This window comes from Streptomyces argenteolus (genome assembly GCF_042902585.1).
Taxonomy (GTDB): Bacteria; Actinomycetota; Actinomycetes; order Streptomycetales; family Streptomycetaceae; genus Streptomyces; species Streptomyces argenteolus.
In genome coordinates this window covers 495,750-515,844 of sequence record NZ_JBIBEG010000006.1, presented here as the reverse complement: position 1 = coordinate 515,844, position 20,095 = coordinate 495,750, and the positions used below count along the sequence as shown (strand labels likewise).

General features: G+C 73.7%; 11 protein-coding genes. 3 read left to right on the top strand and 8 right to left on the bottom strand.

Features of this window, described 5'->3' with window-relative positions; all coding sequences use genetic code 11:
* Positions 1 to 6: 6 nt before the first annotated feature.
* On the bottom strand, positions 7 to 450 hold the full coding sequence (locus tag ACFY8O_RS23560) for a roadblock/LC7 domain-containing protein (RefSeq protein WP_145812539.1): 444 nt from the start codon (positions 448 to 450) through the stop codon (positions 7 to 9).
* Positions 447 to 3,275, bottom strand: a complete 2,829-nt coding sequence (locus tag ACFY8O_RS23555) for a nitrate- and nitrite sensing domain-containing protein (protein WP_387905337.1) — start codon at positions 3,273 to 3,275, stop codon at positions 447 to 449. Before ACFY8O_RS23555 ends, ACFY8O_RS23560 begins: the two co-directional genes overlap by 4 nt.
* Before the next feature lie 503 nt (positions 3,276 to 3,778).
* Between ACFY8O_RS23555 and ACFY8O_RS23550 the strand changes: the two genes are divergently transcribed.
* Positions 3,779 to 4,231 (top strand): hypothetical protein, encoded by a 453-nt coding sequence (locus tag ACFY8O_RS23550; protein ID WP_387905334.1) that lies wholly within the window; start codon positions 3,779 to 3,781, stop codon positions 4,229 to 4,231.
* Positions 4,232 to 4,273: 42 nt separating this feature from the next.
* Here ACFY8O_RS23550 and ACFY8O_RS23545 read toward each other — a convergent pair whose 3' ends face one another.
* The 6 genes from ACFY8O_RS23545 to ACFY8O_RS23520 form a co-directional block, all read right to left on the bottom strand.
* Positions 4,274 to 8,986 carry a hypothetical protein gene (locus ACFY8O_RS23545; RefSeq protein WP_387905331.1) on the bottom strand — a complete coding sequence of 1,571 codons (4,713 nt, stop codon included), beginning with the start codon at positions 8,984 to 8,986 and terminating at the stop codon, positions 4,274 to 4,276.
* Between the two features lie 97 nt (positions 8,987 to 9,083).
* Positions 9,084 to 9,995, bottom strand: coding sequence for a hypothetical protein (locus ACFY8O_RS23540; RefSeq protein ID WP_387905328.1), 912 nt, complete (start codon positions 9,993 to 9,995; stop codon positions 9,084 to 9,086).
* Positions 9,996 to 10,146: 151 nt separating this feature from the next.
* A complete protein-coding gene (locus ACFY8O_RS23535; protein ID WP_387905326.1) occupies positions 10,147 to 11,673 on the bottom strand; it encodes a hypothetical protein in 1,527 nt (508 codons plus the stop codon).
* Between the two features lie 57 nt (positions 11,674 to 11,730).
* A complete protein-coding gene (locus ACFY8O_RS23530; protein ID WP_387905324.1) occupies positions 11,731 to 15,342 on the bottom strand; it encodes a hydantoinase B/oxoprolinase family protein in 3,612 nt (1,203 codons plus the stop codon).
* Positions 15,343 to 15,732: 390 nt separating this feature from the next.
* Positions 15,733 to 17,151 (bottom strand): HEAT repeat domain-containing protein, encoded by a 1,419-nt coding sequence (locus ACFY8O_RS23525; protein WP_145812525.1) that lies wholly within the window; start codon positions 17,149 to 17,151, stop codon positions 15,733 to 15,735.
* A 242-nt stretch (positions 17,152 to 17,393) separates the two neighbouring features.
* The gene (locus ACFY8O_RS23520; RefSeq protein ID WP_387905321.1) at positions 17,394 to 17,786 is read right to left on the bottom strand and encodes an ankyrin repeat domain-containing protein; all 393 of its coding nucleotides are present in this window, start codon (positions 17,784 to 17,786) and stop codon (positions 17,394 to 17,396) included.
* Positions 17,787 to 18,103: 317 nt separating this feature from the next.
* On the opposite strand from ACFY8O_RS23520, the gene ACFY8O_RS23515 reads away from it, so the two are divergent.
* Positions 18,104 to 18,298, top strand: coding sequence for a hypothetical protein (locus ACFY8O_RS23515; RefSeq protein ID WP_014044751.1), 195 nt, complete (start codon positions 18,104 to 18,106; stop codon positions 18,296 to 18,298).
* 37 nt (positions 18,299 to 18,335) lie between these two features.
* Positions 18,336 to 19,937 (top strand): hypothetical protein, encoded by a 1,602-nt coding sequence (locus ACFY8O_RS23510; RefSeq protein ID WP_387905317.1) that lies wholly within the window; start codon positions 18,336 to 18,338, stop codon positions 19,935 to 19,937.
* Positions 19,938 to 20,095: the final 158 nt, after the last annotated feature.

Genomic DNA, 20,095 nt, shown 5'->3' with positions numbered 1-20,095 from the left:
CTCGCCTCACCCTCCGGCGGGCATACCGGTGGTCCGGGGGGAGTTGGCCAGGTGGGCCCCCACGCGCTTGACCATCAGGGTCATCTCGTACGCCACCTGCCCGACGTCCGAGTCGGAGTCGGCCAGGACGGCGAGGCAGCTGCCGTCGCCGGCCGCCGTCACGAAGAGGAAGGCCTCGTCGAGCTCGACCACGGTCTGCCGGACCCGTCCGGCGTCGAAGTGGCGGCCCACGCCCTTGGCAAGGCTGTGGAACCCGGAGGCGACGGCCGCGAGGTGTTCGCTGTCCTCCCGGGGCAGGTCCTTGGACGTCCCGGTGGCGAGGCCGTCGCTGGAGAGGACCAGCGCCTTGCGGATGCTCGCGACGCGCTCGACCAGTTCGTCGAGGAGCCAATTGAGTTCGCCCGAGCCCTGGCGTGCGGCGTCGTGTGCTGCTGCGTTCGGTGCGGTCATCGACCGTCCCCTCCCGGAGTCGTTCCTGGTGCTGTCTCGCCGGGGCCGGTCACGTCCTCGGCGTTCTGCCGACGACCGCGCTGCCAGCCGCGTTGAAGCGAAGCCATGCGATTGCGTACGTCGTCCGCGTCACGTTCCAGGTCCTCGTCGGTGACCGCGGGCGGGTGACCGGAAGGCCGCCCTGCGGAGTCCTCCCGGAGCTGTGGGGCGAGGTTGGCCTGCCGGACCCTGCGCGGGAGGCCGCCCACCGTGTCCTGGGCGGAGGGCCGGGCCGGCGCCGGGGAGGCGGAACGGGGCCGCTCGGCGGTGTCCTCCCCCGTGTCCTGGCCGGATTCCGGAGCGAAGCCGCCGGAGCGGGACGCCGTGGGGAAGCCGCCTCGGGAGGCGGGGTGGGCGCGCCCGCCGTCGCCCGAACGGCCGGGCCCGCCGATGCGGCGGCCCTGGTCGGCGACCAGCTTCGGCGACTTGCGGCGCGGCAGCGGGACGGGCCCGGCGGGCCTCATGGGCCGTACGTCGGCGGAGGTGTCGCCCGAGGCGTCGAACGCCTGCTGGTGCTGCTCGCGGTCGGCCTCCCTGCGCAGGTCGCGAGCCCGGAAGATGCCGCCCCGCTCGCTCTCGGTGTCCTCGAGGTCGGAGACGCCGTCGAGGACGGGGCCGAGCGCCGGATCGAGTTCCCGGTCGAGCGCCGGATCGCCGGTGAACCCGAAGGTGCCGACCGGGCCCTCCAGTTCGACCGGGCCGTCGAGCAGGGACGGGTCGGTGAGGCCGGTGGGGACCGGGGAGAGCCCGGAAGGCCGGCCCGGGATGCTCCTGTCCGCGACCCCGTCCCGGCGCGCCTTGTCGCTGCCGGGCGCGTCGCTGACCGGACGGCCGCCGCCGATGGCCTTCTCGGCCCGGCGGTCGAGACGGAAGCCGGTGCCGTGCGTGTCGGGGGCGTCGGTGAGCAGTTGGGACGGGATGAAGACGACGGCGGTCGTCCCTCCGTACGGTGAGGTCTGGAGCGAGACCCGTACGTTCTGCCGCTGCGCCAGCCGGCTGACGACGAAGAGGCCGAGCCTGTCGGTGTCGGAGAGCTCGAAGTCGGGGGTCTCCGCGAGCCGGAGATTGGCGTCGAGGAGGACTTCCGGCGCCATGCCGAGGCCCCGGTCGTGGATCTCCAGGGTGAAGCCGTTGGCCACGCGTTCGCCGTGCACCTGGACCGCGGTGTGCGGGGGCGAGAACACCGTGGCGTTCTCCAGCAGTTCGGCGATCAGGTGGGTCAGGTCGGCGACGGCGGGCCCGCCCACGCCGATGCGGGGCAGCCGCCTGACCTCGACGCGCTCGTAGTCCTCGACCTCGGCCACGGCCGCCCGCACCACGTCCATCAGCTGGATCGGCTTGCGCCACTGGCGGGAGGGGGCCGCACCGGAGAGGATCACGAGGCCTTCGGCATGGCGCCGCATCCGGGTGGTCAGGTGGTCGAGGCGGAAGAGGTCGGCGAGTTCGTCGCTGTTCTCGGTGCGCCGCTCCATGGTGTCCAGGAGCGTCAGCTGACGGTGCAGGAGCACCTGGTTGCGGCGGGCGAGGTTCACGAAGACCTCGGAGACGCCCCGGCGCATGTCCGCCTGTTTGACCGCGGCCTCGACGGCGGCCCGCTGAAGGGTGTTGAGCGCCTGACCGACCTGGCCGATCTCGTCGCGCTCGTAACTGAGGTGGGGGGCCTCGGTCTCGACGTCGACCTGCTCGCCGGCGGCCAGCCGGCGCATCACGCTGGGCAGCCGCACCCCGGAGACCTCGTGGGCGTCCTTGCGGAGCCTGGAGAGGTCGCGGATGAGCTCACGCCCCACGCGTACGGAGACGAAGATCGACACCAGCAGCGCCGCGAATCCGAGGACACCGGCGACCCCGGCCTGGATCAGGACCCGGTAGCCGGCGGGCTCGGCACGGTCCTGGAAGCGGTTGGACATCTCGGTGCCGTCGTTGGCCAGGTGGTCCAGGACCGTGGGAGCGACCTCCTCCCAGCGCCCGGCGTCGATGTCCCCCGGTTCGGTGAACGGCCCGGCCGCGATGAGCTTCTGCTCTGCGCTGCGCAGCGGTTCGGTGTCCGGCCCGTCCCAGTACTGCTCCATGCGGGAGCGTTCGCTCCCCGGCAGCAGTTCGAGGTTGACGTCGTACAGGAGCGCGCGGCTGGCGGCGAGGTCGGAGACGACGCGGAGCTCGGGCGCGCCGAGCCGTCCCGCTATGAGGCCCGAGGCGACGAGGGCGTCCTCACGGGAGAGCATCTCGCGGGCCCGTGAGATACCGACGAGGGCCCTGACCTGCTTGTCCATCGACACGTTCTCCATCGTGTGGAGTCCGTTCAGGAAGCGGTAGCAGGGATCGACGAGCCCGTTGTAGAAGTCCAGCGCCCGGGTCCGGTCGATGGTGCGCTTCTCGACGGATCCGCGCAGCGCGTCCAGGCCGTCGACCTCGCTGAGGATCGAGTCGAGCCGTGCCTCCGACTCCGGGCTGAGCTTGTCCCGGACGTCCTTGCTCCTGGCGCTCCGGCGGACGTCGGCGACGACCCGGTCCGTGGCCGCGCGCTGCCGTCGCAGGAGGGGCAGGGCGTCCGAGGCTCGGGGGTCGGCGAGGAACACGAGGGTCTGGCGGCGCTCGTCCTGGACGGCGCGGATGGTGTCCTCGAGCGGGTGGCCGACCTTCTCCACGACGGCGCTGGCGCCCATCAGTTCATCGGCCTCACGGCCGGTCACGTAGGTGGCGAAGACCCACAGGCCCGTGAGGGAGGCGAGCGGCACCAGGAGCAACGCCACGATCTTCCTGCGGATGGACTTCCCGCGAAAGCGCATGGCCTCCCCCAGCTCGGCCCCGCACCGCGGGGGTGGTCGTGTCGGTGTTGTCCGGCGTCGTTCCGGTTGTTCTGCTCGGTCCCGTCATCCCGCCGTGGCTCACCGGACGCGTCCCGTGTTCCGTCAACAAACGGCGCGAGCCTACTACTGACTCGTGGGTAACTCGAAGACGTGTCCGGACGTTTTCCAGCCTCTCCGCCTCACCCTGCCCACCAGTTGTCCTGGTATTTCTGGCCCAGAAGTTCGCGAAAGCGACAGAGACGCCCTGGCCGAAGGCAGTGCATCCTCACACGGCAGTTGGCTGGAATTCTTCGTTCCGTGACCTTTCGGGGCCGGTTGGGGCCTCCGGGCGGGAATCTTCACCGTGTGGCGTTCGTCCAGATGTACGGGGCAGAAGAACCTCACGGGGGTACGTGCGACAGGCGAGCGGCATCGTCCGCGTAGAACGGGCGCAGGCCGGGCAGCCACCCTGGAGTCGGACAGTGGCGGGGAGTTGAAGGGCTGTGGAAACGGACGAGCGCCGTGAGGGCGTGGCGGCACCGTCGGCGGGATCGGCGGCCGGCCGCATCCCACGGCAGCTGTGGGTGGAGGAGCCCGCGATACGGCGCAGAATGCCGGACCCGGTCCGGACGGCTGCCGTGCGTGCCGTCCTCATCATGTCGTTGACGATCATCCAGGCCATGGTGGCCTTCCTCTGCACGGTCGCGGGTTCCTGGTTCGCCTTCCCGATGGTGCTGGGCGGTGTGGCGGGCACGGTCGTCGCGACGTGGTCGGTACTGGACGTGTGGGTGACCCGTCAGGTGTGGAACCAGCGCAACGGCGTGGTGTCCGTACCGAGCAGCACCGCACGCCGGATGCGCCGGGAGCGCCGGGCGGCCCGCCGCGCCGCCCGGGCCGGGGCGCGCCGGGAGGCACGGATACGGCGCCGGGGCGAGGGCCGGCTCTCCCGAGCCTGACGGACCTCGCCCCGGGGGGGGGTCACGGCCTGATCGGTGCGGTCACGGCGTGACCGGTGCCTGGGCCGTCTCCGTACGCATCTCCGGGACCTGAGCCCCGGCCGGGGCGCCCTGCGCCTGGCCGGTCCGCCGGAACATCCGGGTCGCGGTGATCTCGCCGTGCACGGTCTCGCCCTCGGGGTCCTGCTGGGGCAGTCCGGGCCGCAGGTGCTCCTCCACGCTGATGTACTTCAGCCCCGCTCGCAGGTCGGCGTCGTTGCGCAGCCGGATGACCAGCGGGAATTCGGCGAGCGCCGTCGTGTCGAACAGCCCGGTCGTGTAGAGGAGCTGGACCCCCAGGGCGTCGGAGACCGCGCGTTGCAGTTCCAGCAGGTAGGTGGCGTTGGCGCGGCCGATCGGGTTGTCGAGGAAAAGCGTGCCCGCGTGGCGGTGCCGGTCGCGTCCTCTGTCGTTGCTGCGCAGCGCGGCCATCGTGCAGTAGAGCGCGATCGCGGCGGTGAGCAACTGGCCGCCGGAGAAGACGTCGCCCATCTGCCCGACGGGGACGCGCTCGGCCCGCAGCACCGCGTCCGGCTTCAGGATCTCCACCGCGATGCCCTTGGGCTGCAGGGCCGCCTGGACTCCGCGCAGCAGGAGGGACATGCCGTCCCTGCGCAGGTCGGAATTCTTCTTGAGCGCGGCGTGGGTGGCCTCGTCGATGACCTCGCCGAGCCGCTCGGTGAGCGTCGCCTGGTCGGGTTCCTCGAAGCGGATCCGGAGGAACTCCTGGCCCGACCACTCCCCCAGTCCCTCGGGGAGCTGGGACAGCCGCTGGGCGGAGCGCAGGGTGGTGAGGGCGGATTCCACGAGGCCGCGGAGCCGGTCCACGATGGAGTCGCGATTGCGCTCCAGCTGTGCCAGTTCATCGGTGAGCACGCGCAGCCGGGGCGCGAAGGCCGCGGCCCACTTCTCCGCGTGATCGGGCAGCGCGACCGCGGGGAGCTCCCGGATCTGCTGACGGGCCGGGGTGCGTACCTGTTCGTAGCGGGTGGAGTTGGCGTGCCGTACGAGGACGTCGCTCGCCTCCCGTACGGAACTCTCCGCCGCGGACAGGTCGGTGGCGCAGCCGCGCAGTGAGCGGCGGGCCTCGGCGGCCGACTGCCTGGCCTCCTCCAGGGTGCCGGGGTACGGGTCGGGGGCCTCCGTCTCGTCGTCCGCGCCGTGATCCCTCAGCAGGTCGCGCAGGAGCGCCGCGGTCTCGTCGAAGCCGCTCGCGGAGTCCTCGGCGGTGCGGTGCGCGCGCAGCAGTTCGGCGTGGGCCGCGCGTGCGGTGTCCAGTGCGGCGGTGGCGGAGGCCAGTTCGGCGGTGGCCGTACGCAGCAGGATCTGGGCCTGCTCGGCGTCGGCGGGGACGAGATCGGCGGGGAGCTCGGTGTGGTGCGGCGCCTCGTCGGCCGGCGCGAGCCGCTCGGCCTCGCCCCGCAGACGGCCGAGCTGCTCGCTCGCGGCGGACGCCCGGGCTTCCAGGATCTGGACGAGGGACTCGGCGCGGGCCGCGGCTGCCTGCCGGGAGGGCCCGTCGGCGCCGTCGGTGCCTTCGAGGAGCTGGGCGGCGCGGGTACGGACCTTGTTGGTGAGGCGGTCCAGTTCGGCCAGCGCTGCGCTCTCGTCGCTCTCGGCGCGTGCCTGCTCCGCGCGCAGATCCGCGCCGACGCCGACCTTCTCGTACAGCCGGGACGCGGCACGGTAGGCCTCGCGCAGAGCGGGGAGTGAGGTGCGCGGGGCGGCTGGGTCCGGCTCCGGGAGGGTCTCCGGCGCTCCGGCGATCTCGGCGCGCTCGGCGCGCAGCGCCCGGGCGGTGCGGTGGGCGTCGTCGGCGGCGCGCTGGGCCGCCCTGCGGTCCTCGTCGGCGGCGCGCGCCCGCTCCAGGCATGCCGTGGCGCGGGCCTCGGACTCGGCCGCCTCGTCGGTCAGTTCGCGGAGCCGCGCCTGCCAGCCGGCCCGGTCGCGGAGGCGGTGGGCGAGGCCGGCGAGCGCGTCGGCGGCGCGTCGGGCGCGCTGGGCCGCCTCCTGCCGCTCCTCGCGCACGCGCGCGGCGTCGGCGGCGGCCTCGTCGGCCTCGGCCCGGAGGGTGCGCGCCTCGGCGAGTGCGTCCGCCGCGGTCTCGGCGGCGGCGCGGGCGGTGCGCGCGGCCTCGCCGAGCTCGGCGAGCATGCCGGGCGGGCAGTCCGCACGCCAGGATCCGATGCGGGAGGCCAGCGAGCGGTCGGCGGTGAGCCGGGCCGCGAGCGCCCTGATGTCCTCGTCGCGGGCGGCGGCCCGGGCCCTGAGCGCCTGGCGCTCCTCGTCGGCGGCGTGTTCGTCGTGCATCGCGGGGTTCGGCGGAACGAGGAACACTCCGTCGGTGGCACCTGACGCCTGTACGGGGGCGAGCAGGGCCGCGGTGGTACCGACGGCCACGGCCGACCGCGGCAGCAGGGCGGCGTCCGCGAGGACCTCCCGTGCCCGGGAGTGCGCGTCCGGGTCGGTGATGACGACGCCGTCGACGAGCTCCGGACGGGTGGCCAGGACCGAGGCGTGGTCCGCGGGGTCGACGGCCTGGGCGAGGTAACGCCAGCCGGGCAGGGCCGGGATGCCGTGCTCGCCGAGGTGCTCGACGGTGGCGAGGACGTCAGGCCCCGGGGGCAGCAGGCCGCCGTCGCCCAGGGCCCCGAGGATGCGGGAGTCGTCGGCCGCCGCGGTGCGCAGGTCGAAGAGCCTGCGTTCGGCGGTGGCGATGCCCTGGTCCAGGAGTTCCCGCAGCTCGTCGGCGCTGTTGTCGAACTCCTCCGCGGTGAGGAACCGCGCCTGCCCGGCAGCGGCGTCCTCCCCCTCGGCCGCGCCGTCCGGCGCGGCGGCCCTGCGAGGGCGGGGCACGTCGGCGCCGGCCGCGGTGGGGAGCCCCAGCAGATCGGCGAGGCGGGGTTCGGCGGCGATCGACTCCGCGGCCCTGCGCTCGGCCTCGTAGGACTGCTCGGCGGCCTGGGCGCCGTCTGCGGCGCGGGCGGCGGCGAGCTCGGTGCGGCTCTCCGCCGCCGCCGCCTCACGCGCCTGGTCGGCGGTGGCGCGGGCCGCCTCGCGCGCGGTGTCCCAGGCGGCGACGGCCGACTTCTCCGCGTCGTTGGCGGCGAGGGCCGCGCGGGCCGGGTCGGCGTCCGGCGCGGAGTCGTCCAGCCAGCCGGCCCGGACGGCCTCGGCGGTCTCCTGCTCGACCTCGGCGAGGCGCTGTCGCAGGTGACCGGCCTCGCTGCGGGCGCGCTGCGCCTCGGTGGCCGCGGTGGTGGCATCCCGGTGCGCCGTCTCGCCGACGCTCTGCAGGGTCGCGGAGCGCTCCTCCTCCTCGTCGGCCACCCGCTCCCCCGCCTCGGCGGCGGTGTGCAGGGCGCGTACGAGATCGGCGGCGGCGGTGGCGCGGGCCGCGAGGGCCGGGGCCGCGTCGCGCTCGGCCTCCTGGATGGCCGAGGCGACGCGGGCCGAACGGTCGGCGGCGGCACGGTGACGCAGGACCGCCTCGGCGGCCTGCCACGCGGCGTGCAAAGTTCGCGCCTCGCCCAGCTCACGGCGTTGGGCAGCCGCGCTCTTCTCCGCGGCGGCGAGGGCGAGGGAGGCGTGCCGGTAGGCCAGTTCGGCGGCCACCAGGTCCCGGTGGCCCCGGGTCCTCTCGGCCTCGGTGACGGTGTGGGCGGCGGCCGTCACCTCCCGGGCCAGCTCGGCGGTACGGTCACGCTCCTCGGCGGCCCGGCCGGAGAGCCTGCGCACCAGGGTGCGGGTGCGCCGCTCGGCTCCGGCGTGGACGTCACGGCTGCGGGCCCGGGTGGCGGTGGCCTCGACGATCCTGCCCAGCAGGTCGACGGAGCCCGCCGTGAAGTCACGCTCGGCGGTGAGCTCGGCACGGCGGCCGAGCTTGTTGCCGAAGCCGCTGACGAGGTCGGCGAGGCCGTCCGTGTCGCGGGTGTCGGTGACGGCCCGCAGCAGCAGGTCGGTGAAGTCGGAGTCCTTCTTGACGGCGAAGAGCCCCGCCGCCTCACCCTCGTCGGCGTTCATCTCGCGCTGGTAGCGGAAGAGTTCGGGGTCGAGGCCGAGGTCGCCGAGGTGTTCGTTCCAGCGGTCGTGGATCTCTTCCCAGTGCACGTCGAGGTGCGGGTAGAACTTGCCCGCGTCCGTGAGGGCGTCCCGGAAGCCCTTCATGGTGCGGCGCCGGCCGCGGGCGCCCGAGACCCCCTCGGCCGGGCGGCCCACCGTGGTGGCCTCGGCGACGGGGAGGCTGTCGAGGCTGAGGCCGGGGCCGGGACGGAAGGAGTACCACGCCTCGGCGAACTTGCGGGGGTCGTTGGAGACCTGCCGTCCGCGCCACTCGCTGACCTTGCCGACGACCACGCACTCGCCGGTCAGCGTGTGCTGCCACTCCAGTGCCACGTGCCCGCAGTCGTCGGCGAGCAGGAACTTGCGCAGGACACCGGAACTGGCGCCGCCCAGGGTGTTGCGGTGGCCCGGCAGCATCACGGAGAAGATCAGCTTGAGCAGGACCGACTTGCCGCCGCCGTTCTCCAGGAACAGCACTCCCGCGGGTGCCGGGCGGCGGGGAGGCCCGATGGGCTCCTCCTCGAAGAACTCCGCCTGGGCCGGCGCGGGCCTGGGAACGGGCTCGCCGACTCCGCGCAGGTCGAGCACGGTGTCGGCGTAGCGCGCACCGGCGGGCCCGATGGAGTAGAGGCGGACCCGGGACAACTCGTACATGGCGGCGGACTCTCGTCGTTCAGGCGGCGGGCGGGCACCCGCTCCGGCGGCGGAGGCGGGTCCCTCGGGGGGGGCGGTTCAGGAGGAGCGGGGCGTCTCAGGAGTGGAAGGGGAGCCCCGCGTCGGCGGCGAGCTCCAGGCCTTCGGCGTCGGGTGGGGGCAGCAGGGTGGCCGAGCCGTCGGTGACCGGGACGACGCCGAGATCCAGGAGTTCGGCCATGGCGGCGCTGCCCGCCATGTCGCGCACCTGGAGCTGGTAGCGGGCGGTGGTGCGGTACGCGCCGCCCGCGTCGTCGCCGGTGCGCTGGAGGAAGCCCGAGTCGGTGAGGAAGGCGACGGCCTTGCCGATGATGCCGGTGGTGGATCCGGCGAGTCTGCGGGCGTCCTTGGTCGCGCCGGTGGAGCTGCGGCGGGCGTAGATCCGCCACCCCGACTCGAGGCCGGGGGCGTCGGTGGCCGGGTCGGTGTTGTCCCCCTGTTCCTCGGCGCGCTCCTCCAGTCGCCGGCAGGCCTGGCGCACGAAGGCGTCGACGCCGTTGACCGTGATGCGGCCGATGTAGGAGTCGTCGGCGAGGTCCTCCGGGCGCGGGAAGGCCATGGCGGCGACGGCGAGGTGGGCGAGGCCGTGCAGGAAGCGGTCGGCGGAGTCGGTCGAGGCGCGGCGCGCGTAGTCGCCCATGCGTACGGCGAAGACAGAGTCCTCGGCCGCGGTCACGGCCATGCCCGCACGCGTGGAGACCTCCAGGACGACGAGTCCGAGACCGGTGGCGACCGCGTCGGCGAGCCGCGCGAAGGCGGGCTCCTCGCGGTAGCGGCGGAGCAGTTCGGCGTATTCGGCGTCGCGCGCGGGCATCAGCTTGGGCTGGAGCCCGAAGGAGACGAGCCGCGCCGCGTCGGCCGCGTCGGCGGGGGTGACAGCGGCGGGAGCGGCCTGCCGTGCGGCGTCGGCCGCCTGCGGGAAGGGCGGGTCCCCCCACGCGTCGGTGTGCTCGGCGTGCTGCTCGCTCAACTCGGTGACTCCTCGGTGTCTGTGGGGGTGCCGCGCTCGGGCGGCCGTGGGGTGACGGTGCGGACGGGGGCGCCGCGCTCGGGCCACCCTGGAGCGGCGGTACGGACGGGAGCGCCACCCTCCGCTCGCGGTGGAGCGGCGGTACGGACGGTCATGAGGCGTCCTTGCGGTCCGCCGCCATGCCCGCCGCGTCCAGGAGTGCCGTGCCCACTATCAGGTCGGCGCCGCCGAATTCGTGGTCCTCCAGCGGGGTGCCGTCGTCCACGGCGAACAGCAGCCGCCGCTCACCCTGGCGGTAGGCCGTGCCCACCGGAGGGCTGGCCGCGTGCACGGCGAGCAGGGCGACCAGGTAGGGCAGTTCGGGGTCGCTGAGCCGGGCCTCGGCGAGGAGCCCGGAGAGCCGGCGTGGGGCGTCGTGCTCCAGGTCGAGCAGCTCCATGGCGCTCGCGAGCTGCCCCTCGCTGAACCGGCTGTCGTCGGGGGTGGCGATGAGGTCGGGTTCGGGCATCTCGGCGCCCAGGTGCTCCCGCTCCACCGGAGGCGTCAGCAGCAGGTCGACCAGGTCCCCGACGCGGACCGACGGGGCAAGGCGCAGCCCGGTGCCATGGGCGAAGAACGCGTCGGTGACCCGGCTCGCCTCCTCCACGGGGAGCGGCAGCAGCGGGGCGACGAGCTGGCCGTACAGGTCGAGGCCGGCCCGTGCGGTGGGGGTGGCGAACGCCTGCCGGTCCTGCTCCGCGCGGAAGAGCGGTCCCGCCTCCAGCAGTCTCGACTGGAGCTGCGTGTGGCGGCGGATGCAGTCCTTGACGATGTCGACGAGCTCGGCCGCGCGGCGCTTGTGCTCGGGCTCCTCCGCCTCGTCCCGGGCCTTACGGATGTTCGTGAGGATCGCGTTCTCGTGGCGGTAGCGGTCGGCGACGTGGTCCAGCGCTTCGGTGATCATGTCGGGGACGGCGTTCAGCCAGTCGACCGCGCGGACGTTGCGCCGGGTCGCCTCGAGTGTCCTGCGGAGCGTCTCCGCGTACTGCACGGTGCGGTAGCGGGCCTGTTCGGCGGCGAGCTGGGCGTCGGCGAGGCGGCCCCTGCTGATGAGCACCTCCAGCTTCACCTCGGCGGCGATCTGGGCGCTGGTGACATCGGTGTCCAGCGCCCCGACCAGGACGTTGACGGCCTCGTCGGTGGCCCGGAGGAACACGCTGCCGCCGTGACCGGGCACTTCCTCGATGAGCTTGAAGTCGTAGTCCCTGCGCACGTAGACCCCGTCGGGCCCGAAGGTGCCGTACACCGCGCGGAATCCCCGGTCCACGCTGCCGACGTTGATCAGGTTCTCCAGGACCCAGCGGGCGACCCGTTCGTGTTCGGTGACGGGGCGGCGGGGTGCCTGGGCGGCGACCCGGGGAAGCAGCCTGGCCACTATCTGGTCGTGGTCGGCGCCCGTGTCGAAGTCCATGTTCAGGGTGACCAGGTCGATCGCGGCCAGGGCGACTTCGGCCATCGCGTAGACCGTGTACTCACCGGCCAGATTCGCCTTGCGTACGTCGAGGTCGTGCAGCGGAGCGGTGCAGGCGAGCGCGCGGAGCCGACGCGAGAGCCCCTCATCGGCGGCGGGCCCCGGGGCGGGCCTCGGTCCCGCGCTGAGCTGGGGCGCAGCGGCGCTGGTGTCGGCAGGCGAAGTCACGCTGCACAGATTAGGTCCTCACACCGACAACGGTCGAAACGGTGCGGAAGCGACCGCTCACGTCCGCCCGTATCCGCCCCCTCCCGGGGTGCGCAGCACGAGGACGTCCCCGGCGTCCAGCTCGGCGGTGTCGCAGCCGTCGAGCGAGGTGACGGTGGTGCCGTCGGCACGTGCGACGTACTGCTCGCCGAGCGCCCCGGGCCCGCCGCCGGCCATGCCGTAGGGGGCCACCCTGCGGTGCCCGGACAGCAGGGCGACGGTGACGGGTTCGAGGAAGCGGATCCTGCGTTCCACGCCCCGCCCCCCGTGCCACCGGCCCGTGCCGCCGCTCCCCTCGCGTACGCGGAAGCTCTCGAGCAGCACCGGGTAGCGCCACTCCAGGATCTCCGGGTCGGTGAGCCGGGAGTTGGTCATGTGGGTCTGCACGGCGTCCGCTCCGTCGAAGCCGTCCCCTGCGCCGGATCCGGAGGCCACGGTCTCGTAGTACTGGACGCGGTCGTTGCCGAAGGTGAGGTTGTTCATGGTGCCCGATCCCTCCGCCTGGACGCCGAGGGCGGCGTACAGGGCCCCGGTGACGGCCTGGGAGGTCTCCACGTTGCCCGCGACGGTCGCGGCGGGGTGGACCGGGGCCAGCATCGACCCTTCGGGGACGCGGATGTCCAGGGGCTTCAGGCAGCCGCTGTTGAGCGGGATGTCCTCGTCGACGAGCGTCCGGAACACGTAGAGCACGGCCGCCATGACCACGGATGTGGGGGCGTTGAAGTTGCCCGGCTGCTGGGGGGAGGTGCCGGTGAAGTCGAGGACGGCCCGGCGGGCGTCGCGGTCCACGGTCACGGTCACCTGGACGACGGCGCCGTTGTCGGTCTCGTAGCGGCAGGAGCCGTCGCGGAGGCCTGCGACGAGGCGCCGTACGGACTCCTCCGCGTTGTCCTGGACGTGGCCCATGTAGGCCTCGACGACCTCCTGGCCGAACTGGCCGGTCATACGGCGCAGTTCCTCGATGCCCTTCTCGTTGGCGGCGATCTGGGCGCGCAGGTCCGCGAGGTTGGTGCCGGGGTCACGGGAGGGGTATGCCGCACCGGTGAGGAGTTCCCGGGTCTCCGCCTCGCGCAGTCTTCCGTCGCGTACCAGCAGCCAGTTGTCGAAGAGGACGCCCTCCTCGTGGACCGTACGGCTGAAGGCGGGCATGGAGCCGGGTGTGATGCCGCCGATCTCCGCGTGGTGGCCGCGCGACGCCACCAGGAAGCGCAGGCGCCGCTCCCGCCCGTGCGCCGGATCGTCGAACACCGGCGTCACGACGGTCACGTCGGGCAGATGGGTACCGCCGTGATAGGGGTCGTTGACGGCGTAGACGTCGCCTGGGCGCAAGGTGCCCTCGTTGCGCCGCAGGACCTCCTTGATGGATTCCCCCATCGATCCCAGGTGGACCGGGATGTGGGGGGCGTTGGCGACCAGTCCGCCTTCCGCGTCGAACAGGGCGCACGAGAAGTCCAGGCGCTCCTTGATGTTGACGGAGTGCGCCGTGTTCTCCAGGCGCACCCCCATCTGTTCGGCGATCGACATGAAGAGGTTGTTGAAGACTTCGAGCATGACCGGGTCCACCCGGGTGCCGACCGCGGTCCGTTCGGGTCGCGGGTCCTTCCGGCGCAGCACGAGGTGCCCGGTCCGTCCCGTCGTGGCCTGCCAGCCGGGGGCGACGACGGTCGTGGCGTCGTCCTCGGTGACGAGTGCGGGGCCGGTCACGGTGGCGTCGGGCCCCAGTGCTTCCCGCCGGTACAGCCCGGCCTCGCGCCATCCGCCCCCGATGTGCATCCGGACGCTGCCGAGCGGCTCGGGAGGGTCTTCGCGCGGGTCCCCTCCAAGGACGTGCGGGACGGGGGGTCCCGCGGTCCCGGTGGCCTCCACGGAGACGGTCTCGACCACCAGGGGTTTGTCCATGGTGAACCCGTAGCGGGCCCGGTGCGCGGCGCCGAACTCCTCGCCCATGGCCACGGCCGTGCCGGGTGCGACGGGCAGGGCGGCGTCCGTCCCGGCGTAGCGCAGGAGGATCCGCGCCCGGGTGCCGATGGCGCCGTCGGGGACCCCGTCGGCACGGAGATCGGCGCGGGCGCGCGCGGCGAGGCTGTCGGAGATCTCCTCGACGCGGCTCCTGGTCTCCTCGCTCAGCTCGGCCTCGACCGACTGCTCGCGCATCGCGGTGGCGTCGGCGAGGCCGATGCCGTACGCGGAGAGGACCCCGGCGAGCGGCGGTACGAGGACCGTGTCGATGCCCAGGGCGTCGGCGACGGCGCAGACGTGCTGCCCTCCCGCCCCGCCGAATCCGGTGAGCGCGTAGCGGGTGATGTCGTGGCCCCGCTGGACGGAGATCTTCTTCACCGCGTTCGCCATGTTCAGCACGGCGATCTCCAGGAACCCCGCGGCCACCTCCGCCGCGCTCCGGTCGCGGCCGGTGGCGTGCGACACCTCGCGCGCCAGTGCGCCGAAGCGTTCCCGCACGAGGGGGGCGTCGAGCGGCTGGTCACCCGCCGGACCGAAGACCGCCGGGAAGTGGTCCGGCCGGATGCGGCCGAGCATCACGTTGGCGTCGGTCACGGTGAGCGGCCCGCCCCGGCGGTAGCAGGCGGGCCCCGGGTCGGCCCCCGCCGAGTCGGGGCCCACCCGGTAGCGCCTGCCGTCGAAGTGGAGGACGGACCCGCCTCCCGCGGCGACGGTGTGGATGCTCATCATGGGCGCGCTCATCCGCACCCCTGCCACCTCGGTTCCGAGCTCGCGCTCGAACTCGCCCGCGTAGTGCGACACATCGGTCGAGGTGCCGCCCATGTCGAAGCCGATGACCCGGTCGTGTCCCGCCTCCTCGGACGTACGCGCCATGCCGACGACGCCCCCGGCGGGGCCGGAGAGCACGGCGTCCTTGCCCCGGAAGTGCGCGGCCTCGCGCAGTCCGCCGTTGGACTGCATGAACATCAGGCGGATGCCGGCCAGTTCGGCGGCCACCTCGTCGACGTACCGGCGCAGGATCGGCGAGAGATAGGCATCGACGACGGTGGTGTCGCCGCGCGGCACCAGCTTGATCAGCGGGCTGACCTCGTGCGAGCAGCTGACCTGGGTGAAGCCCGCCTCCCTCGCCAGATCCGCGACGGCCCTCTCGTGGTCCGGGTGGCGGTAGCCGTGCATGAGCACGACGGCCGCGCTGCGCAGCCCGTCGTCCGCGGCGGCCCTCAGCCGCTCGGCCACGGTGGCGCGGTCCAGGGGGCGCACGGTGCCTCCCCGGGCGTCCAGGCGTTCCGGAATCTCGACGACGCGGTCGTACACGGTCTCCGGCAGGAGGATGCGGCGGTCGAAGAGGCGTGGCCTGTTCTGGTACGCGATCTTCAGGGCGTCCCGGAAGCCTTCGGTGACGACGAGTAGGGTCGGCTCACCCCGCCGCTCCAGGAGGGCGTTGGTAGCGACGGTGGTGCCCATCTTGACGCTCGCGACCCGGTCGGCGGGGACGGGCTCGCGAGGGCCGAGGCCGAGGAGCAGCCGGATTCCGGCGACGGCGGCGTCCTGCCTGCGGCCGGGGTCATGCGAGAGCAGCTTGCGCGAGACCAGGTGACCGCCGGGGTCGCGTCCCACCACGTCCGTGAAGGTGCCGCCGCGGTCGATCCAGAACTCCCAGCGTCCGGTCATCCCTCCATTCTCGCGTGGGGGAGGAACCCCCGCAGAGAGGGCGTTCGGGTGAGCCCGGCCCGGGCCTCCGGCAGCGCCGCTTCCGCCGCGGGCGTCGAGCCGGGCGCCGGCGCCGCGCGCCCGGTGGACGGCCTCGGCCGTCGCGAGGCCCAGGAGCTCGGGCGCCAGGTCCGTACTCCTGCGGGCGGCCATCCGGTGCCCTGTGTGGCGAGGCGATGCCCTGCGCGGCGAGGCGGTGAGCTGCGGCCACCCGGCTCGGTGGCGGGTGCCGGCGCGCCGGGAGTGCCCCTTGCGACGTGGATCTGTCCGCCCGGGGAACGTCCCGTGAGCTGTGCGCCGCGCGCCCCCCGCGCGCGGCGTCCGGGCTCCGTCGGTCAGCGGAGCGCCGGCTCAGACGGCGGGTGCGTCGGGTCCGATCCTGCTGCGCACCGCGGTCTGGACCTCGGCCTCCTCGGCCGGGTCGGCGGCGAGGCGCCGCAGTCGCTCGGCGACCCTGATGTCCCCGGTCTCCGCGTGGAGCGCGGCCAGTTCCCGGGTGGTCTCCTCGCAGTCCCACAGGCATTCGACGGCGAAGCCGGTGGCGAAGGACGGGTCGGTGGCGGCCAGCGCGCGGGCGGCCCGGCCCCGCAGGTGCGAGGACGAGGTCTCCCGGTACACGTGGCGCAGGACGGGTGCGGCGCAGACGATGCCGAGGCGGCCCGTGCCGTCGACGAGGTTCCAGAGGCGGGGCGCGTCGGGGCCCTCGCCCCTCACGGCCTCGCGCAGGGCGGCGAGGACGAGCGGGGCGTCCCGGCCCGTTCCCCGGCAGGCCAGCACTCCGGCCGCCGACGATCCGAGGTCGTCGGGGCGATGGGCCCACCGCCTGGCCCGTTCGACGGCCGCTTCTCCGCACATGCGCTCGAACGCGGCCACGGCTGCCTCGGCGACGGTGCGGGACGGGTCGGCGACGGCCAGCTCGACGAGGTCGAGCACGGCGGGGTCCCGTGCCTCCGCCAGGTAGTGCAGGGCGGCGCAGCGGGCGCCCTCGGAGCCGCTGCGGGCCGTCTCGACGATCAGGGGCCGGTCCTCGGCGCCCGCGACCGCGGACAGGCAGCGTGCCGCGGGCACGTGGAGGACGCTGCCGCGCTCCAGTCCTTCCTGGGCCCAGTCGAAGACCGCCTGCACGCTCCAGCCGGGGCGTGGGCCGCCCGGCCGCATCTGCCGCTGCCATCGGTCGAAGGAGCCCTGCTCCGTCGCGGCCCTGATCCGGGCCCCGACCGCTTCACGGGGGTCGTCGGCCCACAGCCGCCACGGGCGGGGCTCGAAGGCGTCCCGTACGGCGGTGGCCAGCTCGGCGGTGCCGTCGGTGGTCGCGGGGAAGCGGGCGAGCACGGGCTCGGCGAGGGAGCGCAGCCCGGCGTCGTCGTCCCGCAGGGCGAGTTCGTCGAGCGCCCAGGCCCAGTTGGACCCGGTGGCCGCGTAACGCCGCAGGAGCGCGAGGGCGTCGTCCCTGCCGTAGGAGGCCAGGTGCCCCAGCACGGACAGGGCGAGGCCGGTGCGGGAGTCCTCGGTGTCGAGGTGGTCCTCGGGGTCCCACAGGTGCCGCTCGATCTCTTCGACGCCGCCGTCGAGATCGAGGTAGAGGCGCGCGTAGTAGAGGGAGCGGTTCTCGAGCTGCCAGTCATGACGAGGATCGCTCAGGACGCAGTGGTTGAGAGCCGCGAGGGCCTCGGGGCGGGGGGCGGCGAGCGCGTGGAGCGTGCCGTCGCCACGGCCCCTCTGCAGCAGGCCGAGCAGGGTGCCGCTCGGCGCTATGAACGGATCGAACATGGGGAAAGCCTCACATCAAGCTGTCGACGCAACCGGGACTGTGCTGTTCCATGTGCCGGGGTGACATCCCCTAGGCCGCGCAGCAACATGATCGGCCGACCGCCGTCTTCTGCCTGGTGCTCATCTTCCTCTGCCTCTCGTCGGTGGTCCTGAGCGGACCCGCGACGTCATGATGACCCACCCATTTCGCCGACGCGACCACATTTACGGCGCCCCGGCCGGGCCGGGGCCGGGACGGTGTCTCAGCGCGCACCGAAGAGTTCCAGCAGGTCGTCCTTGCCGAACATCCTCGCGGTGTCCACCGCGGACGGTGTTCCGGCGGCCGGATCGGCCCCCGCGGCGAGCAGGGTGTCGATCACTCCGCGCTCGCCCTTGAAGACGGCTCCGGCCAAGGGCGTCTGGCCGCGGTCGTTGGCCCGGTCCGGGTCGGCACCGCGGTCCGCGAGCGCCGCCACGGCGGGCGCGTGCCCGTGGTAGGCGGCGAGCATCAGCAGGGAGTCGCCGCGGTCGTTGGTGAGGTTCGCGGGGACGCCCGCGTCGACGTAGGCGGCGAGCGCGTCGCTCTCGCCCCGGCGGGCCAGGTCGAAGACCTTGGCCGCCAGCTCGACCACCTCGGGATCAAGGGCTTCGCTCATCGGACGGACCGCCTTCCATTGCATGGTCTGAGCTGGTGGGGACGTACGGCGGGGGCCGTACGAGTGAATCGACAGGGTACTGCTCCATGGCCGCCGTCAGTCTGCCCCGGAGCGGCGGAAGATCACGGCGTCCCGCGTGATGCCCGGGCGGGAGCGGGCCCTCCACCGCCCGTCGGGCTCCCGGCGGCGGCGCTTTTCACCCACCGGTGGAGTGAAATGGAAGGTTATTCACTCACTTGCACCTTTTATCGTATAGGTACATGTTGTGATCCTGGAAGTACTCATGGTGACTGTCCCCTCAACCAGGAGAACCGCTCATGATCCTCTCGATCTCCGGCGTGGTACTGCTCGGCATCATCGTCTTCCTGTTCTTCAAGAAGGACGGACTCAAGGCCTCCCACGCCCTCATCTGCGCTCTGTTCGGCTTCTACCTCGCCGGCACAGCCATCGCCCCCAGCATCACGGCCGGCGGGGCGAGCCTCGCCAGCATGCTGGGCGGGATCAAGTTCTGACGCTCCGAAACCGCTCCCACCTCTCCAGGAGACCGACGTGGCCCGGCGACCACTCCCCCGCATTCTGAGCAGCGGCAGCGCTTCGATCACCCGCGGTCGCGAGATCGCGCGCACGGCCGCCGACAACGCCACCGACGTCCTCCATCCACTGATCACGGTCACCCGGGGTCTGCGGCTGCTGGCGGGAGCAGGGCGGCAGAAGTGGGCCGCGACGCCCAGGGAACGGCGCGGGCACGTGCTGTTCCTCGTCGCGGCCTGCGTGCTGACGGTGGCGCTCATCCCCTACGGGCCCCTGCTGGCCCTCATCTCGGTGATGGGCGCTGCCGCGTGGCGGGGCCGCGAGCGCACCCCCGTGAGGACGGGACCCGACGAGGCGGAGACCGCGCGGCTCCGGGCTCTGTACGAGGCGCTCGTCCCGCACTTCTCCGCGCCCGACGACCCCGGCCCGCTGTTCTCCCACGGCGGCGACTGGGAGAAGGTCTTCGGCACCTCGTACGCCTTCGACGGCAACGGCCGCCTCACCCGGCTCCAGGTGACCTATCCGGCGTACTTCACGGACGGCGACCCCGAGTCCCGCGCCCGGGTCGAGCAGGTGCTGCACGCCAAGTCGGGCCGAGGCCGCGAATACCACTTCGCCTGGGACGAGGAGAGCAACCAGCTCCTCATGACCGTGCTCGCCGCGCTCCCCACCTCGATCGCCGCCCAGCGCTTCGTCACCGCCCCCGGTGAGACCGTGCTGGGCTTCACCGACGCCGACGCGGTCCAGCGCACGGTGCCGGTCCAGGACGGCGACACGGGACGGGACGCCTCCCCCGTGATCTGGCGGACCGGAAGCCGGTCCACCGAGCCGCACCTGCTGATCGCCGGGCACCCCGGGAGCGGCTCCACGACCCTGATGCGCTCCCTGGCCCTGCAGGCGCTCCGGGACGGCGACGTCCTCGTCGTCGAGGGCGGCGGCACCGGCGAGTACGGCTTCCTGGCCGGCAGGGACGGTGTGCTGGCCGTGGAATGCGGGCTGGCCGGGGCCCTGGCGACGCTCGAGTGGGCGGCGCACGAGACCGAGCGGCGGCTCATCGCCGCCAACCGGGCGCGACAGGCCGGGCACCCCGAGCCTGAGGACATCAAGCGCCCCCTCTGGCTCCTGCTGGACCGCCCGAGCGTGCTGGGGCACCTGGCGGCGGCCGACGGCAGGCAGGACCCGCAGGAACTGCTCCAGGTCCCGCTGCGGCACGGCCGCGCCGCCGGTGTGACGGTCGTCGTCGCCGACCAGTTCGACAGCCTGGACTCCCTCACCGAGGCCGTGCGGACCCACACCAGGGCCCGGGTCGTACTCGGCCCCGCGACCCGCGAGGAGGTGGAAGCGGTGCTGGGAACGGAGCCCCACACGACCCCCACCGCCGACGTACCGCCGGGACGCGGCTACACCCGGCTGGGTACGGGACCGGTCCTGCGGCTCCAGGTGCCGGCCACCCCGGACCCGTACGACCCCGCCACGAGCGAGGCGCACCGGCAGGCGGTACTCGACCTGCTGCCGGGCGCGGCGCCGGCGGTGCGGGAGAGGTCCGAGCCCCGCGCCACCGAGGCCTCGCCCGTCCACACGGACAAGCTCGTCGCGACGCCCGCGGTCGCGGAGGGCTGAGAACCCCGCCCCTGACGCCGTCCTGAGCGCGGACGGCTCGTTCACGGTCCCCGGACGCCGAAGGCCCGGGGCCGTGAGCGTGTGCACCCGGACGCCGGACAGCCGGGGCGCCGTGAGGGCGTGCACCCCCGGGCCCCGGGCCCGGACAGCCGCGGCGC